The sequence below is a fragment of the uncultured Flavobacterium sp. genome, from assembly GCF_963922255.1.
In the GTDB taxonomy this organism is placed as follows: domain Bacteria; phylum Bacteroidota; class Bacteroidia; order Flavobacteriales; family Flavobacteriaceae; genus Flavobacterium.
In genome coordinates, this window is sequence record NZ_CAWUIC010000006.1 from 69,529 (window position 1) to 84,338 (window position 14,810).

General features: G+C 29.2%; 14 protein-coding genes and 1 tRNA gene. 2 read left to right on the forward strand and 13 right to left on the reverse strand.

Annotated elements, in window-relative coordinates:
* Positions 1 to 24: 24 nt before the first annotated feature.
* The 9 genes from AABJ49_RS06485 to AABJ49_RS06525 form a co-directional block, all read right to left on the reverse strand.
* The gene (locus AABJ49_RS06485) at positions 25 to 2,475 is read right to left on the reverse strand and encodes a PIG-L family deacetylase (RefSeq protein WP_338377150.1); all 2,451 of its coding nucleotides are present in this window, start codon (positions 2,473 to 2,475) and stop codon (positions 25 to 27) included.
* A 185-nt stretch (positions 2,476 to 2,660) separates the two neighbouring features.
* Complete coding sequence (locus AABJ49_RS06490) at positions 2,661 to 2,981, reverse strand: hypothetical protein (protein ID WP_338377152.1); 321 nt, start codon at positions 2,979 to 2,981, stop codon at positions 2,661 to 2,663.
* A gap of 115 nt (positions 2,982 to 3,096) precedes the next feature.
* Positions 3,097 to 4,929, reverse strand: coding sequence for a hypothetical protein (locus tag AABJ49_RS06495; protein WP_338377154.1), 1,833 nt, complete (start codon positions 4,927 to 4,929; stop codon positions 3,097 to 3,099).
* A gap of 69 nt (positions 4,930 to 4,998) precedes the next feature.
* On the reverse strand, positions 4,999 to 6,507 hold the full coding sequence (locus AABJ49_RS06500; protein WP_338377156.1) for a rhomboid family intramembrane serine protease: 1,509 nt from the start codon (positions 6,505 to 6,507) through the stop codon (positions 4,999 to 5,001).
* Between the two features lie 18 nt (positions 6,508 to 6,525).
* The gene (locus AABJ49_RS06505; protein ID WP_338377158.1) at positions 6,526 to 7,062 is read right to left on the reverse strand and encodes a mechanosensitive ion channel family protein; all 537 of its coding nucleotides are present in this window, start codon (positions 7,060 to 7,062) and stop codon (positions 6,526 to 6,528) included.
* Positions 7,055 to 7,636 carry a Maf-like protein gene (locus AABJ49_RS06510; protein WP_338377160.1) on the reverse strand — a complete coding sequence of 194 codons (582 nt, stop codon included), beginning with the start codon at positions 7,634 to 7,636 and terminating at the stop codon, positions 7,055 to 7,057. Before AABJ49_RS06510 ends, AABJ49_RS06505 begins: the two co-directional genes overlap by 8 nt.
* The gene (locus AABJ49_RS06515) at positions 7,629 to 8,561 is read right to left on the reverse strand and encodes a geranylgeranylglycerol-phosphate geranylgeranyltransferase (RefSeq protein ID WP_338377162.1); all 933 of its coding nucleotides are present in this window, start codon (positions 8,559 to 8,561) and stop codon (positions 7,629 to 7,631) included. The genes AABJ49_RS06510 and AABJ49_RS06515 overlap by 8 nt, the downstream gene beginning before the upstream one ends.
* A 102-nt stretch (positions 8,562 to 8,663) precedes the next feature.
* Complete coding sequence (locus tag AABJ49_RS06520) at positions 8,664 to 9,191, reverse strand: HAD-IIIA family hydrolase (protein ID WP_338377164.1); 528 nt, start codon at positions 9,189 to 9,191, stop codon at positions 8,664 to 8,666.
* Positions 9,175 to 9,933, reverse strand: coding sequence for a Rossmann-like and DUF2520 domain-containing protein (locus AABJ49_RS06525; RefSeq protein WP_338377166.1), 759 nt, complete (start codon positions 9,931 to 9,933; stop codon positions 9,175 to 9,177). Before AABJ49_RS06525 ends, AABJ49_RS06520 begins: the two co-directional genes overlap by 17 nt.
* Positions 9,934 to 10,013: 80 nt before the next feature.
* Here AABJ49_RS06525 and AABJ49_RS06530 point away from each other — a divergent pair, with 80 nt between their 5' ends.
* The gene (locus AABJ49_RS06530; protein ID WP_338377168.1) at positions 10,014 to 10,532 is read left to right on the forward strand and encodes an NUDIX domain-containing protein; all 519 of its coding nucleotides are present in this window, start codon (positions 10,014 to 10,016) and stop codon (positions 10,530 to 10,532) included.
* A 56-nt stretch (positions 10,533 to 10,588) separates the two neighbouring features.
* Here the strand turns inward: AABJ49_RS06530 and lpxD are convergent, their stop codons facing one another.
* On the reverse strand, positions 10,589 to 11,578 hold the full coding sequence (gene lpxD, locus AABJ49_RS06535) for a UDP-3-O-(3-hydroxymyristoyl)glucosamine N-acyltransferase (RefSeq protein WP_338377170.1): 990 nt from the start codon (positions 11,576 to 11,578) through the stop codon (positions 10,589 to 10,591).
* Positions 11,579 to 11,804: 226 nt separating this feature from the next.
* A tRNA-Arg gene (locus AABJ49_RS06540) sits at positions 11,805 to 11,878 on the reverse strand.
* A gap of 69 nt (positions 11,879 to 11,947) precedes the next feature.
* Between AABJ49_RS06540 and AABJ49_RS06545 the strand changes: the two genes are divergently transcribed.
* Positions 11,948 to 12,460, forward strand: coding sequence for an adenine phosphoribosyltransferase (locus AABJ49_RS06545; protein WP_338377172.1), 513 nt, complete (start codon positions 11,948 to 11,950; stop codon positions 12,458 to 12,460).
* Between the two features lies 1 nt (position 12,461).
* Here the strand turns inward: AABJ49_RS06545 and AABJ49_RS06550 are convergent, their stop codons facing one another.
* Positions 12,462 to 12,602 carry an SsrA-binding protein gene (locus tag AABJ49_RS06550; RefSeq protein WP_338377174.1) on the reverse strand — a complete coding sequence of 47 codons (141 nt, stop codon included), beginning with the start codon at positions 12,600 to 12,602 and terminating at the stop codon, positions 12,462 to 12,464.
* Between the two features lie 90 nt (positions 12,603 to 12,692).
* The gene (locus AABJ49_RS06555; protein WP_338377177.1) at positions 12,693 to 14,807 is read right to left on the reverse strand and encodes a M56 family metallopeptidase; all 2,115 of its coding nucleotides are present in this window, start codon (positions 14,805 to 14,807) and stop codon (positions 12,693 to 12,695) included.
* Positions 14,808 to 14,810 lie beyond the last annotated feature (3 nt).

A 14,810-nucleotide genomic window follows, 5' to 3' on the forward strand; every position in this document is an offset into this window, starting at 1 on the left:
CAACTAATAACTGAACACTGAGCACTATTCTAAACCAATCATATTTGCTAACAATCGATAAGCACCACTAACACCTTCAGGTAATTCTCTAAAGAAACTTAAACCTGTGTAAATGTAGTTTCCTTTTCCGTATTTTGCTATTAATAATGCTCCTTTTGTTGGGTTTTCTCCTTCATCGTTTGCTTGTAAAATTGGAGTAAATTCACTAGAAAATTCATCTGGATAATACAAACCTTGCTCTTGAACCCAACCTTCAAAATCTTTATTGGTAATTTTGTTTGGTGTGTTTAAGACAGGATGATTTGGAGCTAAAAACGTAACTCTTGCATTTTCATTAGTTACTCTATCTCTTGAAATTTTTAATTCAAAAGGAGCAACTTCTTCCGTTACTAAACCTCTATTAGTATTGTATTGAACGATTAAATTCCCACCATTTTTTACATATTCAAACAGAATTTTGTTCTTGAAAGCTAATTCTTCTACAACATTGAAAGCACGTATACCAATAATTATTGCATCATAATTTTGAAGTATATTAAAGGCAATTTCTGATGGATTTATTGTGGTGACTTTAAAACCTAAATTTTCTAGATTACTTGCAACTTCATCACCAGCACCTTTGATGTAACCAATGTTTTTTCCTTTGGTGTGAATATCTAATTTTACTAATTTAGAAGTTGAAGGTTGTAAAATGGTTTGTTTGGGAATATGTGGATAATTTATTTCAATAAGTTCTTGATTAAATTTTTTGCCATTCATTGATACTACAGCTTCTATTATTGAAGTTACTTCATTTTTAGGTGGAAAAATTTTAAAAGTTACAGTTCGTTCGTCATTCTTTTGAGGAATTTCAAAAGCAATTGAAGTTGGTTCAACTTTCCAATTTTTATCAACATTTAAAGATAAATTTCCTTTTGTGTTTTCCGTTTGTGAAATAATTTTTACCTGAATTTCTTTGGGCTGATTATCATTGAAAATAGATACTTTATTTACAAGGTTTGTAGTTACTTCTGGTAATACAGTAAAAGGTATATAGGTTTCTCCAAATTCGGGATCATTTTTCTTGTAGACTACATTTTTGACAAATTCAATTGTTGTTCCTTCAATATTTATAGAAAAAGTTATGGGAAATTGTAATGTTTCTTCGGGTAAAATTCTGATGGCTTTGTTAGAAACTTTGTACATTCCAACCGTTGGAGTTTCTTTTAACCAAAATAAATTGGAATAATCAAATTCAACAGCAATCTTGTTGTTTTCTAATTTTAAACTAATTTTTGAATTGTTTTTTAAAGTTACATTTTTTTCTGAAACAATCTTGTTTCCAAAGGAAACGGAATTCAATGTCATATTTGCATCACTTCGATTAATTGCTTCAATATTCAAAGAATAAATATCTGATTTCGTGACTTTTTCCGATGAACTAATAGCTTCTAAAAATAACCCAGAACAAGCTTCAATTAAACTAGAAAGTTCTTTTAATTTTATTTTTTTCCAATGGGAATCTTCTAATTTCTGCAATAATTTATAAGCTTCCACTAATTGTGGAATGTGTTTTTCAGGATTTTTAAAATTGAAATTTTCTTCGACTTTATTTAATATTTTTCCAATTGCTTCACCATCTTTTATACGATTCCAAGAAGTATCAATTCCTTCAAAAATATTATCTGAACTAGGTTTTGTTCCTTTTAAAAGTTCTAAATATTCAATTTCATCACCACGAGAACCTGTTGAACCAAACCCTTGACAACGGTGTTGACTTCGGCTTAAGGCAGCAATTTCAAAATTACTTTTTCCTAAAATAGGGAAGTAGACATTGGCATTAATTGCTACTAAATTACTTTTATCTGCTTTTTCAAAAGCTTCTTGACTTCCATAAAACCACCAAGAAGTATTGAAAAACAACCGTTGAGGTTTGTTTTTGATTAAATCATAAGCTTCCAAACTCAACATGGCACTTGCGGTGTGATGTCCATGAGTAGTTCCTGGTGAACGATGGTCAAAACGATTAATGATAATATCGGGTTGAAAAGTTTCTATAGTTTGAATTACATCGGCCAAAACTTCTTGCTTATTCCAAATCGTGAAAGTTTCTGAAGGTACTTTCGAATACCCAAAATCATTAGCCCGTGAAAAAAACTGTTGTCCTCCATCAATTCTTCGAGCGGCTAAAAGTTCTTGAGTTCTGATTGCTCCAAGTTGTTCTCTTAATTCTGGACCAATTAAATTTTGTCCACCATCACCACGAGTTAATGATAAATAGGCAGTTTGTGCATGGTAGTGATTAGAAAAATAAGAAATTAATCGTGTGTTTTCATCATCTGGATGAGCGGCTACATATAAAACAGAACCTAAAAAATTAAGTTTTTTTACTTGCTCATATATTTCTCCTGTGGAAGGTTTTTTAGGCTGTTGAGCGTTTACAACTATAAATGAAAAAAGAAATAATAGGACAAATTTGAATTGTGATTGATGCATTTTACTTTTTTATTGGCAATAGCTTCAAAAATAGTAATTATTAATTTGTCGTGATGCGTTTTCCAAAATTTTGGAATTTCTTTAACAAAAAATTAAGAGCAAAGACTTAAAAGTTTTTGCTCTTGATTAGTTAGTTAATTGTAGTTAACTAAAATGTTTATTTTCTGCATTTTGAGTTTTTGGTATTACAATAATAAAATTAAAAGTAGTATAATTATTATTATTGCACCAACAGATAAATAAACTCCATTACCGGTTGATCTTAATTCTTTTTTTATGGATCTTACTTCTTTTCTAAGCTCTTTTTTCTCAGCTCTAGTTAGATTTGATTTGTCCATTTCTTTAATTTCTTCCAAACGATCTAGCATAACTTGAACTTTTGCAGGAACTTCAGAATTTGGATTTGCGATTATTGTTTCGTTTGCGAATGTTAACGTTGGAATTAATGACATTATCAAGACCATAAATAACGTTGTAAATGACATTTTGTTGATAATAGTTTTCATAAAATATATGTATTAAGATTAGTTTTAATTTTCATTTTATTGAAGTTGTAAAGTTCAACAAAAGGAAAAAAAACACGTTACATAATTTTAAGACTTACTTATATAATTCTCATGACTATTTATATTCCACAATTCTTGGTTTAGATAAATCAAAGTTTTGAAAGCCTATATCTTCAGTTTTAAATGAATTGGTTTTAAGTATATTATTACCATCACCAGGAATACTAGGAAAAAATGAAAATGAAATTTGAAAACTGTCAAAAACTAAATAATCGTTACTAATTATTAGTCCAGCTCCAAATTGAGAATACATTTTGCTTTTGGTAAAGTGATCATTTTCATCACTGATCATTCCGAAAGTGTAACTTAAAAAAGGATTTAGACGAAAACCCCAAAGACTCCAAGGTGAATATCCTTGTGTTTGAAAAGTTATAAGTGCTTTCTTTGTTCCATACAGTATATCACTTCTAAAACCTCTAATTCCGTCGTTGTCATTTAATGTAACTCTATCGAATCTGGAATCAATTCTGTTGGTTCCAATTGTTAGTTCAGGTTTAATAAATTGTCTAAATTTCCATTTCCTACCTTCAATTAAATTAGTAAAATAAATTAGTTTAAGAGAAAGAGCTGTCTGTTCAGATGAGTTTCTATAGAAAGTTCCATATTCTAAATTAGAACTCAAATAGCCCCAATTATAAAATTTTCCTAAACTAAATCGACCCGCAAAATAATAGCGATATGCATTATTTTTACGTTGGTAACCACCTGTTATCCCATAGACAATTCCGGTTGGCACATCTTCAATAATTCCATAGTTGAAAATATATCTTTTTTGTTCAAATTGTCGAGATGCAATTCCAAAACCTATTAAATATAATTGTTCATCTGAAAAAAAATCAGCAGTATCATATAAAGGTGAAGCTTTTTCTAAATAATTTGTTCGGTAAAATCGAGCTGATGAAATGAAATTAGTAGTTCTATCTTTTTCGGTATCATTACCAAAAATTTGGAACGACCTTCCTAACCAAAAGTCTTGATTGTTGTATTTAAAATTTTGTTTATCGCTAATAAATGTTGTGTCAATAGGAATTTCGCTTCTAAAGAGTTGGCCAATTTTTATTCCACCAGCCCATTTTGTGAAGGCAGAAATAAATGGTCGCTCAATGTTGATATGCTTATCATAATTTTTATCTAAATCAATATCATAACTCAAAGTTGTACTGATATAAGTGTTTTTGAAATTGGGAACTATATAGTCAACACTATAAGCACTTTCATTATTAGTCAAACTTTTTTGGTATGAGTTCTTTAATTGGTGACCGAAACCTAAAAAATTGTATTCATTTAATTTAAATGTTGATCTATTTGTTGTAGTTGAAAAATCAGGAACTGTACTCCAAGCATCTAATACTTTAATATGAATATCAACAGAGTCTGATTTTTCGGCAATTAAAACGGCATCAATTTCAACTCTTCTAACATATTTTTGACTTCTAATAATACGTTTTGAATCTTTTAATAATAAAGTGTCTAGAGGTTTGTTTTTCTTAAAGAGTAATAAATTTTTAATGGTCCAATTACTTGTTTTATCATGAATCTTATTTCCTGTTCGCTCTACAAAATTATTTGGTTTTTGAGTACTATCTGTAACTGAAAACCCAAAAGGATCCATTACTTCAATGGTTATGTTTCTAACAATTTTACCATCATAACTCGAATAGTTTTTTTCAATTTGTTTTGTAATTACAGAGTTACCTTTATATCCTTTTTTTGTAGGTTCAAAAATGAGTTTGTGTAAAAACTTTGTAAAACCTCTTTTTTTGGAATAATCTTCAATATTTCGGTACATTTTGACCGTATCTTTCTCTTTAGGATTAGTTTGAGAAAAACCAATAGTACATAACAAAAACACCAAGAAAAAAAGTAATAAGTTTTTTTTACTATTCATTTTTCAAATTCGAATGATACTTGTTTCTAAAATTACTCATGTTTTAATGAAGACGTTATTTTTTATCTATTATTGTAATGAAAAAAGAATATTATCAATTTCTTGTTGTACTTCTATTAAATCTTTTTTATATCGTTCGGTTTCGAGATTGATGGTGTTATATAACATATCATTTTGCTTAATTCTAAGAATCACATATTTTTTGACTAATTTATTATGATCTAAAATTTCTTTTGGCAAACTATATTTTTCAATTTTTCTAACAATTTCTAAGTTTTCTTTCCAAAAATATAAACTTCTGTCTTTTATCTGATAGAGATAACTTTCTTTATTGTTTCCTTGAAAAGTAAACATCTCCATTGCCATAACTTCATTAGCTTCAAAATCTTTCATTTGAGTTTCATAAAGTTTAAAATATTTTAGGCCTGGTTCTTCAGTACTTGTTGATTCTTCTTCAAACTGGTAGTATTTTAATGGATTAGGAATAGACTCAATGACTAAAAACGAAGTTGAAACTCCTAGAAAGGATACGATTCCTAAAATCCAATAATTTAGGTCTCTATTTTCTTTATTTAACATGCCATAATAATATACATATCCAATCACAAATCCAGAAACTAAACCACCTAAATGCGCAGCCGCATCAATTCCTTCTTTTAATCCATTTATTAAATTTATTCCAATATATATTGAGATATAAATTAGCATAGGTTTTTTTACAGATTTTTCTATATGAGTAGTTGTTAAAAGTGCTAAAAACACACCAAATAAGCCAAAAATAGCTCCTGAGGCACCAGCACTTATTGCAAATGTATTCCAGTATAAACTTGCTGTGCTTGCAATAAATCCAGTTATTAGATAAGCAACGATAAACCTATTTTTGCCAATTAGAGGTTCCAACAACATTCCAATAAATATTAAGGCATATAAATTCATTAAAAGATGCAAGATTCCAATATGTATAAACATACATGAAACTAATCTCCACCATTCTCCATTGATTGTAAGCTCTCTAACATTTGCTCCCCAAAAAATTAATTTTTCTCCTTGAGGTTCTATTATGTTAGTTCCATCTATTGCCATAATTACAAAAAATAAAATATTTGCAATTATTAATAACGGTGTAAATATATAATCTTTGGTTGGGATGAAAATTGTAAAGAAATCTTTGAGAGACTTTTCTTTTTTTAGGCTATTGATTTTTAAATTGTCTTCTTTGAAATTTTCTGAATTTTCAGTTTCTAAATTATTAGAACTAATATTAATTTCGGTTTTTAAAAACTCAATTTTTTGAATTAAAAGTTCAACGTTTTCTTTGTTTTTGCCCCAATCTAATATTTGGTTACCAATACATTTGCTTGAAACTATTGCTTTGTTATCTAATAATGTAATATCAATTTGTTCACTCCAAGAGGATAAACTCATTGTGGTTGTTGCTTTGATATGGTTAGAGTTGATTTCTCCTATATTCCAGTTTAAATCTAAAATTGCTTTTGAGAAAAGCATTTGATAATAGGATTTAGCATCTATCGAATATTCAAATTCAATAATATACTCAGGCAGTAATTTATTATTCATAAGAAAATGAAAATAACGTTAATCAGTAAATTCTTGGTGCTCAGAATGGTTGTTTAGAACTGAAATCCCTTTTTGCATTAAAAGGTTATTTGGATAAGTAATATATTCATTATCTTCAGTTTTCAATAAAACATAGAACGCTTTTATATCTATTATTTCACCAGAAATAGGAAAATCTTTATCCAAAATTTTTATATGATCTCCAATTTTAAAAGGAAAAGAAAAAAATAATATTATTCCAGCTGTGATATTACTTAATAATGACCACTGTGCAAAAGCAGCTACACCAACAATGGTAAAAATGGATGAAGTGAATAGAAATAATTGGTCTTTTTTAACACCCCAAATTACTACAATAGTTATAATCGCTAATAAACTCAAAAGAATATTTACATACTTGATAACTAAATTTGTTCGATGTTCTAACGATTCATTTGACCTAGCATACTTGCTAATTCCTTTGGCTAAAAAATAGCGAAGAAGCAAAAACACAACTATAACTACAATGGTCGAAATTTCTTCGTGTAGATATTTATTTTGAATTGTATCAAACATATTCTTTTAATTTAGCATAAAGTTTATCAACGGGTAACCCTACAACATTTGGATAGGAACCTTCAATTTTTGAAATTCCAATTAAACCAATCCATTCTTGTATTCCATAAGCACCAGCTTTGTCAAATGGTTTGTAATTGGTAATGTAATAATCAATTTCCTCTTTGGTTAAATTTATAAAAGTTACTTTAGTAATGCTGTGAAAAACCTCTGATTTTAATTTTGTTTTAATACAAACAGACGTAATAACTTCATGGGTTTTTCCACTCATTGAATGTATCATTTCAAAAGCTTCTTGGTAATATTTTGGTTTACCTAAAGCTTTATTTTCATGCCAAACAATGGTGTCACTCGTAATTAAGATTTCGTTTTCAGCTAATTCGTTTTCAAAAGCATTGGCTTTTAATTCGGCTAAGAAATCAGTAATTTGATGATGCGTTAAATGTTCAGGATAAATTTCTTCGACTTCTTTTAATTGAATCGAAAAATCCAAGCCTAATTCTTTGCAATATTGTTGTCTTCTTGGTGAACCAGAAGCTAAAATGATTTTTTTATTTGATAGAAAATTATCCAAGAGTTGCTAAGTTATTTAAGTTATACGTAATTACAATTATCGATAATATTCCAGTAATCATTATGAATTTTAGAACTGTACTTAAATGATTGAAGTCTTTTTGGGTTTTAGCAGGCCAAAGTTTTACAATAAAATAAAGCATGGGAGCTACAACTAATCCTAAAACATAATAAATAACATATTCTAAATGAGTGAAATTTTCATTTAAATAATAGAGTAGTGCTAATAATGGAATGAAACTAATTCCAAAAATGACTTTTTGTGTTTTTTCTTTTCCTAATACAATTGGTAATGTATTCATTCCTGTTTTTAAATCTCCTTCATAATCTTCTATGTCTTTAACAACTTCTCTTATAAAAGTCAATAGAAATGCAAAAAGAGCATAATCGAGTATAATTTGAAAAAGTACATTCAAAAACTGACGATTTTCAACAGTAATCACTGGGTATAAATCAAAAACACCTACTAATATAATACTAAAAGCCACTAAAAATGAAACTAGAAAATTTCCAGCCAATAGACTCTGTTTAAATTGCGTTGCATACAAATACAATACAAACGAAACTACTATAAAAATAGCCGCAAAACTTTCTTTAAAAATAATATTAGCTAAAAAAAAGCCAAGAATAACACCAACAATATTAAAAGCTAAGTAATAATTGTAAGCTGTTTTTTCTGAAATATGTTTGCCAACAATGACTTTTTCAGGCTTTGAAATGGCATCTGTTTCTTGATCCACAATATTATTGATAATGTAACCAGCTGCAGCAATACAAACTGTTGCAAGTATTAATAATACAAATTCAATATCATTTAAAGCAAGTAGTAATTCGTCTTGTTGTTTTAAAAATCCAAAGTGAAAAACCGCTTGAACTAGTGCGATAATTAGTAGGTTTTGGTAACGTATTAGTTTTAGGAAATTCATTTTTTGTTATTAGAGTTTAGGGAATAGTTAAAAGGGATAAGTAATTCGGATTAAACATATTTAACTTATGCCTTATCCCTTATTACTTTTTACTAAATAAAATCAATCAAACTTCGCATCAAAATGCTCCATCCATTTGCCTTGCACTTTCATCACTTGCTCGATTACGTCTCTTACGCAACCTTTTCCACCGTTGATGTGCGAAATGTATTTACTTATGTTTTTGATTTCGGGAACAGCGTTTTGTGGACAGGTTGGTAATCCGACTAATTTCATCACATGAAAATCTGGAATATCATCACCCATGTATAAAACTTGTTCAGGTTTGATGTTGTATAATTCAGTGAATTCTTTGAAAGTTTCTACTTTATTGGGAACACCTAAATGAATATCTGTGATACCTAAATTGCGTAAACGAATACGAACACCTTCATTACTTCCACCAGAAATGATGCAAACCGTGTAGCCATTTTCTACAGCAGCTTTCATAGCGTATCCATCACGAATGTGCATATGACGAAGCATTTCTCCAGTTTGTGTAACGTGAATGGTTCCATCGGTTAAAACACCATCTACATCTAAAATAAATGTAGTGATATCGTTCATTAATTCTTTATAGCTTTTTGACATTTTGTATGGATAATGTTAGTTGTCTGTATAATTCTCTATAAGTTGGATTTTCTAAAGCTTCCAAATGTTTCTGAATCGTTGGTTCATCATTTCTAATGGCTGGACCAGTTTGTGCATCAGTTGGAGTTAGCGTTTTTATCTTATTAGCTGTTTCTTCAATTAAAGGCTGCAAGATAGCAAAAGGAACGTTATTTTCCTCACAAAGGGCATTGCCAATTTGATACATATGATTGACAAAATTAGAGACAAAAACAGCTGAAATATGTAAACTTTTTCGTTGTTCTCCATTGATTCGATAAACCGAATTGGATAAGCTTTTCGCTAAATTTTCTAAAAATTCGAAATCTTCTTCATGTTCAGTTTCTAGGCAAAAAGGAACCGATTTCATATCCACTTCTTTACTCTTTGAAAACGTTTGTAAAGGATAAAAAACACCACGTTTGTTTTTAGGATGCATCACTCTAAAATCCATTGTGCCAGAAGTATGCACCACTAATTTATCAGTAAACGGAATTTGATTAGAAACTTCTTCAATAGCTTTATCACTAACCGAAATTACATAAACATCAGCTTTTTTTAAATCAGCAAATGAAGTTGTGATTTTAGAGGAATCAATTAAGTTTTCAAGTGATTTTTTGGAACGAGCAAATACTTGAACTAAATCAATAGCACCATTGGCTTCTATTGCTTTTATAAGATGTGAAGCTACATTTCCTGAACCTAAAAGGACTACTTTAATCATTTGGCTAAATTACGTTAAAATTAAAAAACTAAGAATCTTATTAATCTAAAAATGTTATTTTTGATTAAATTAATTAAAAAATGTCAAAATCCTTTTTCAATTTTTGTCCAAATTGCAAATCAGAAGACTTTTCTTTTGAAAATGATTTCAAGTTTCATTGTAATTCTTGCGACTTTGTGTTGTATCATAACATCGCGGCTGCTGTAGCCGTAATTATTAAACACTATGAAAAAATTCTATTCACAGTCAGAAACGTTGACCCAGACAAAGGAAAATGGGATTTACCAGGTGGTTTTATAGATCCAAACGAAAATGCCGAAGAAGCTGCTTGTCGCGAATTAAAAGAAGAATTGGGAATTGATTTAACTCCTAAAGATTTAAAATACATCACAACTTCACCAAATAACTATTTATACAGAAATGTTCCTTATCGAACTATGGATATTTTTTATGAATATGAAGTCAATTCCGATCAAATAAGCATTACTGCTGAAGATGAAATTAACGAATTGATTTGGGTTACAAAAGAAAAAATCCAATTGGATAAAATTGGATTTGTTTCTATTCGAAAAGTTATTAAAGATAATTATGAATTGTAAATTATGAGTTATGAATTAGAAGAAGAAACTCATAATTTACAATTCATAATTCATAATTAACTCGTTGCCATTCTTTTTAAAATTGCCCATTGTTTCAAAGCAGTTCTAGCTTCCACTGCAGGATAACCCAACATGGTTACTTTAGCAGGAACGTCAGCAGTTACACCAGAACCAGCACCAATAATAGCACCATCACCAACAGTGATATGATCTTTTAGTGAAGCACTTCCTCCAATGATTACACCATTTCCTAAAGTCACAGAACCAGCTAAACTGCTATTTCCAGCCATTATACAGAATTTACCCATTTTTGAGTTGTGTCCAATTTGGACTAAATTATCAATTTTACAACCATCACCAATTACTGTTGAACTAAATTTTCCTCTATCAACACAAGAATTTGCACCAATTTCTACATAATTTCCAATTACTACATTTCCAATTTGAGGAATTTTAGCTAAACCTCTTTCCGGACAAGGTCTAAAACCAAATCCATCAGCACCAATTGTAGCATTTGGATGAAAAATACAATGACTTCCTATTTGACAACGCTCTCTAATTACGGTTCCAGACCAAATAGTGGTATTGTTTCCAACAGTACATTCATCTAAAATAGTAACGTTTGGATATAAAATTACATTTTCACCAATTACAGTATTTGGTCCAACATAACAATTTGCACCAATTTTTGTTCCTTTTCCAATTGTAGCCGAAGCATCAATGGTTGCTGTTGGATGAATTTCTTGGTGAAATAGTGGTGGAGCAGGAGCAAAGAGTTCCAAAACCTGCGACATAGCTAAATCAGCATTCTTAACTTTAATAAACGCTTTGTTTTCACCAGGTTCTATAGAAATATCTTCATTTACAACAGCAACAGAAGCATTTGATGTTTCCCAAAGTTTTTCATATTTTTTATGACCTATAAAAGTAATTTCGTTTTCTTTGGCAACTTCAATTTGTTCAGGAGCTGTAAGTATTAGGTTTGAGTTTCCTACTATTGTTCCTTTAAGTGCTTCGTTAATTTCTGCTAAGGAGATATTTTTCATTAAAATTTGAATTGGTTAGTTAGTTTTTCAAAAGTAATGAAATAAAAATTAAGTTTTCAATTGAATTTGAAATGGACACAAATTACTGTAATTAATGTTTTTATAATATTTCACGACCTGGATTTTGCTTCGCAGCATCCATCAAAGCTCCGCTTTGAAAACAGTATATAAAAGAAAAATCGCTCAAGTGAACTTGGCGATTTTTCTTTTATATACTGTTTATTCGTGACCTCGACTGGATTCAAACCAGTAACCTTCTGAGCCGTAATCAGATGCGCTATTCAGTTGCGCCACGAGGCCTTTTTTGTGGGTGCAAATATAAGTATATTTGTGTAACTTGCAAACCAAATTAAAAAAAATAATAAAGAAATGAATTTTGAAAACTATATAAGAAACATTCAAGATTTTCCTAAAAAGGGCATTAATTTTAAGGATATAACTCCTTTGCTACAAAATGCTGAAGCTACTCAGGCATGTTTAGATTTGTTAGTCAGTTCTTTAGAAGGAAAAAAGATTGATAAAGTCGTTGGAGTGGAAAGTCGTGGTTTCTTTTTTGGAATGCTTTTAGCGCAAAGATTAGGTGTTGGATTTATTCCTGTTCGTAAACCAAAAAAATTACCTTTTGAGACAATATCAGCTTCATATGAACTAGAATATGGTTCTGATGTGTTAGAAATGCATACCGATGCGATTGCAAAAGGAGAAAATATCCTAATTCATGATGATGTTTTAGCAACGGGTGGAACAATAAAAGCTGTTTGCCAACTGGTAGAACAATTAGGTGGAAATATAGTACAATGTAATTTCTTAATGGAAATTGCTTTCTTAAATGGTAGAGAAAAGATTTCTGAGTATGAAATTTTTGCAGCTTTGAAGTATTAGTTTAATCCAAACTTTTAACTGTTATAAAATAACGATAAGCCAATAAAGCTTTTTGCCATTTTTTAGCTTTTGTAATATCCAAACCACTTTTAGTCAGACTGGGTAAGATGAGCTTGTTAAGTTTAGCTAATAATTTATACATTTCTTTTTTTACAAATATAGGAAAAAACAAAACCACAAATCTTAACAAATTAATAAAGATTTGTGGTTTGGGTTTAGACTTTAAATAGAATTATTTTTTCTTTCTAATGATTATTTCGTTATTTTCTGTTCCAATAAAGTACTTGTCAATTGGTTCATCAGATTTTATTTTTAATTCTATATTTTCTAATCCTCTTTGTAAATATAACGATATTGTAACGATTTCATTTTTACTATTTCTTTTTATGTTTTTGTAAGAAAATTTAATATCGCTTTTTTCCAATGTATTTTTATAGAAAAGTAAATCTTCTTCTCTAGAATTTTTAGATATGATAAATCCTGAATTATTGTTTTCTAATTTAAAATCTACCTCTTTGTTTTTTGTTTCATTAACTAAAATTGGTGTTTCAGTATTTATAATAATTACTCCATCTTTTGCTTCTTGACCATACTTTTGAATAATTTTTTCGTTACCACTTAAAGAAATTATTTGCTTAATGCTATTTGATTCAATTTGGTCTAGTTCTTCATAAGTAATTTTTTTGTTATTCAAGAGTAGTAAAGCTTTTTTAAAGTCTATTGAGTTGTCTTCTTTTATTCTTGAAATATTTTCATCAGATGAATAGGTCTCTGTTTCATAAGTTAATCCAAAACCTGTTTGTGCTTTTTTTTCTTTGGTATTCTTTTTTTGAACTTCAGATATTTTTTTAGCTTCATCCCAACTAATACCCACTGTTTTTACAGTTTCAACTTCATAATAATATTTATTAGGATCTGCTTTTTTATTATATTTTTTTTCGAATTCAGTAGGAGTTAGTTCATTCATATCGCCTAATTCTTCATTTAACGGAATTTTTACTTTTTCAGTAGCTCCTTTTATTTTTCCGTTAATGATTAAGACAACTTCTTTCCCATTCTTAGTCATGTTATCCATGCTCCAATATTCTTGAGATGTTTTGGAAAAACCATTTACATTAATAGCATTTTCGTCTAAAACCTCTACATAAGCTGCTTTATTGTCAACTTCAATAAACCCACAAGTAATAGTATTATTGTTGTCTGAATTAACATAAATTTTAATATCCTTTATAGGTTCGGATGATTTTCGCTCTAAAATTTGATTGTATGTTTTTCCAGAATCAAAAGTTAGTTTTATTTCAATGATTTCACCCTTTTTATTGCGTTTTACTTTCGAAATAGCAAGCTTCTGATTTTCATTAGAAAACGTTTCTTCAAGCTCTTTAAGTTCTCTATCTGTTGTGTTTTTTGTAAGTATAGATGAATAATTTGAAGAAATAGCATAATTGGTTTCTTTGGCTACTTGTTCTTTAACTTGTGCCACAGTTTCTACTTGAAAAAGCAACATAAAAGCACTTAAAACAGGAAGTATTAAAGCATACTTCCACGAATTTTTTTGATGGGATGGATTGGTGTTTAACATAACGATTCGTTTTTTGATTAATGATTGATAAAATTGATTGGTAATACTTAGTTGGTGTTGATTAGTCACCACTTTTAATAAGGTTTTTTGATAATTTATTTTGTCTTGAGTTATTACTGAAGCTTTGGCATCTGCAATATATTCTAGATTTTGAAGCATTTCTTTCTGATAAAACCACATAATTGGGTTAGCCCAAAACAAAGCACAGAATATTTTTGAAACTAGTACATCAATAGAATGCTTTTCTTTTACGTGAATCTTTTCATGAGAAATAATATGTTGTAATTCTTCTTCAGTAAACATTCTCCTATTAAAAACAATATGATTAAAAAATGAAAAAGGATTTGCATTAGACTCGTTATCAATTAATAAAGCTTCATTTGTTTTGGTTCTATTTCCAAATTTTATAATTCTGAAAAAAGAAAGTATTTCGATTAAAATCTTAACCATAAATACTACTGAAATTCCTAAATAAACATAAAATAGAATTGAAATCCAGTCAATTGGTTCTTCAATAACTTTATTTTCTATTATGTAGGGAACAAAGTCAGTGGTAACAGTTTCATAAATAACCGGACTTGGATCAACCCAAATTGTTTTGGTAAAAGTGATTAAGGGTAAAACTAAAGAAGCAAATAATCCTAACAACAAAAACCATCTGTTCTTATTGAAAAAAGTCTCTTTTCGCAATAAAAAATAATAGGCCAAAAAGAAGGTTAACAGTAAACCATTGACTTTTATAAAGTAGGTGAATAATGCTTCCATAAG

Excerpts from the sequence above, each read along its gene's own strand:
- AABJ49_RS06485 (WP_338377150.1), bottom strand. The coding sequence starts at position 2,475 with ATGCATCAATCACAATTCAAATTTGTCCTATTATTTCTTTTTTCATTT.
- AABJ49_RS06490 (WP_338377152.1), bottom strand. The coding sequence starts at position 2,981 with ATGAAAACTATTATCAACAAAATGTCATTTACAACGTTATTTATGGTC.
- AABJ49_RS06495 (WP_338377154.1), bottom strand. The coding sequence starts at position 4,929 with ATGAATAGTAAAAAAAACTTATTACTTTTTTTCTTGGTGTTTTTGTTA.
- AABJ49_RS06500 (WP_338377156.1), bottom strand. The coding sequence starts at position 6,507 with ATGAATAATAAATTACTGCCTGAGTATATTATTGAATTTGAATATTCG.
- AABJ49_RS06505 (WP_338377158.1), bottom strand. The coding sequence starts at position 7,062 with ATGTTTGATACAATTCAAAATAAATATCTACACGAAGAAATTTCGACC.
- AABJ49_RS06515 (WP_338377162.1), bottom strand. The coding sequence starts at position 8,561 with ATGAATTTCCTAAAACTAATACGTTACCAAAACCTACTAATTATCGCA.
- AABJ49_RS06520 (WP_338377164.1), bottom strand. The coding sequence starts at position 9,191 with ATGTCAAAAAGCTATAAAGAATTAATGAACGATATCACTACATTTATT.
- AABJ49_RS06525 (WP_338377166.1), bottom strand. The coding sequence starts at position 9,933 with ATGATTAAAGTAGTCCTTTTAGGTTCAGGAAATGTAGCTTCACATCTT.
- AABJ49_RS06530 (WP_338377168.1), top strand. The coding sequence starts at position 10,014 with ATGTCAAAATCCTTTTTCAATTTTTGTCCAAATTGCAAATCAGAAGAC.
- lpxD (WP_338377170.1), bottom strand. The coding sequence starts at position 11,578 with ATGAAAAATATCTCCTTAGCAGAAATTAACGAAGCACTTAAAGGAACA.
- AABJ49_RS06545 (WP_338377172.1), top strand. The coding sequence starts at position 11,948 with ATGAATTTTGAAAACTATATAAGAAACATTCAAGATTTTCCTAAAAAG.
- AABJ49_RS06550 (WP_338377174.1), bottom strand. The coding sequence starts at position 12,602 with ATGTATAAATTATTAGCTAAACTTAACAAGCTCATCTTACCCAGTCTG.
- AABJ49_RS06555 (WP_338377177.1), bottom strand. The coding sequence starts at position 14,807 with ATGGAAGCATTATTCACCTACTTTATAAAAGTCAATGGTTTACTGTTA.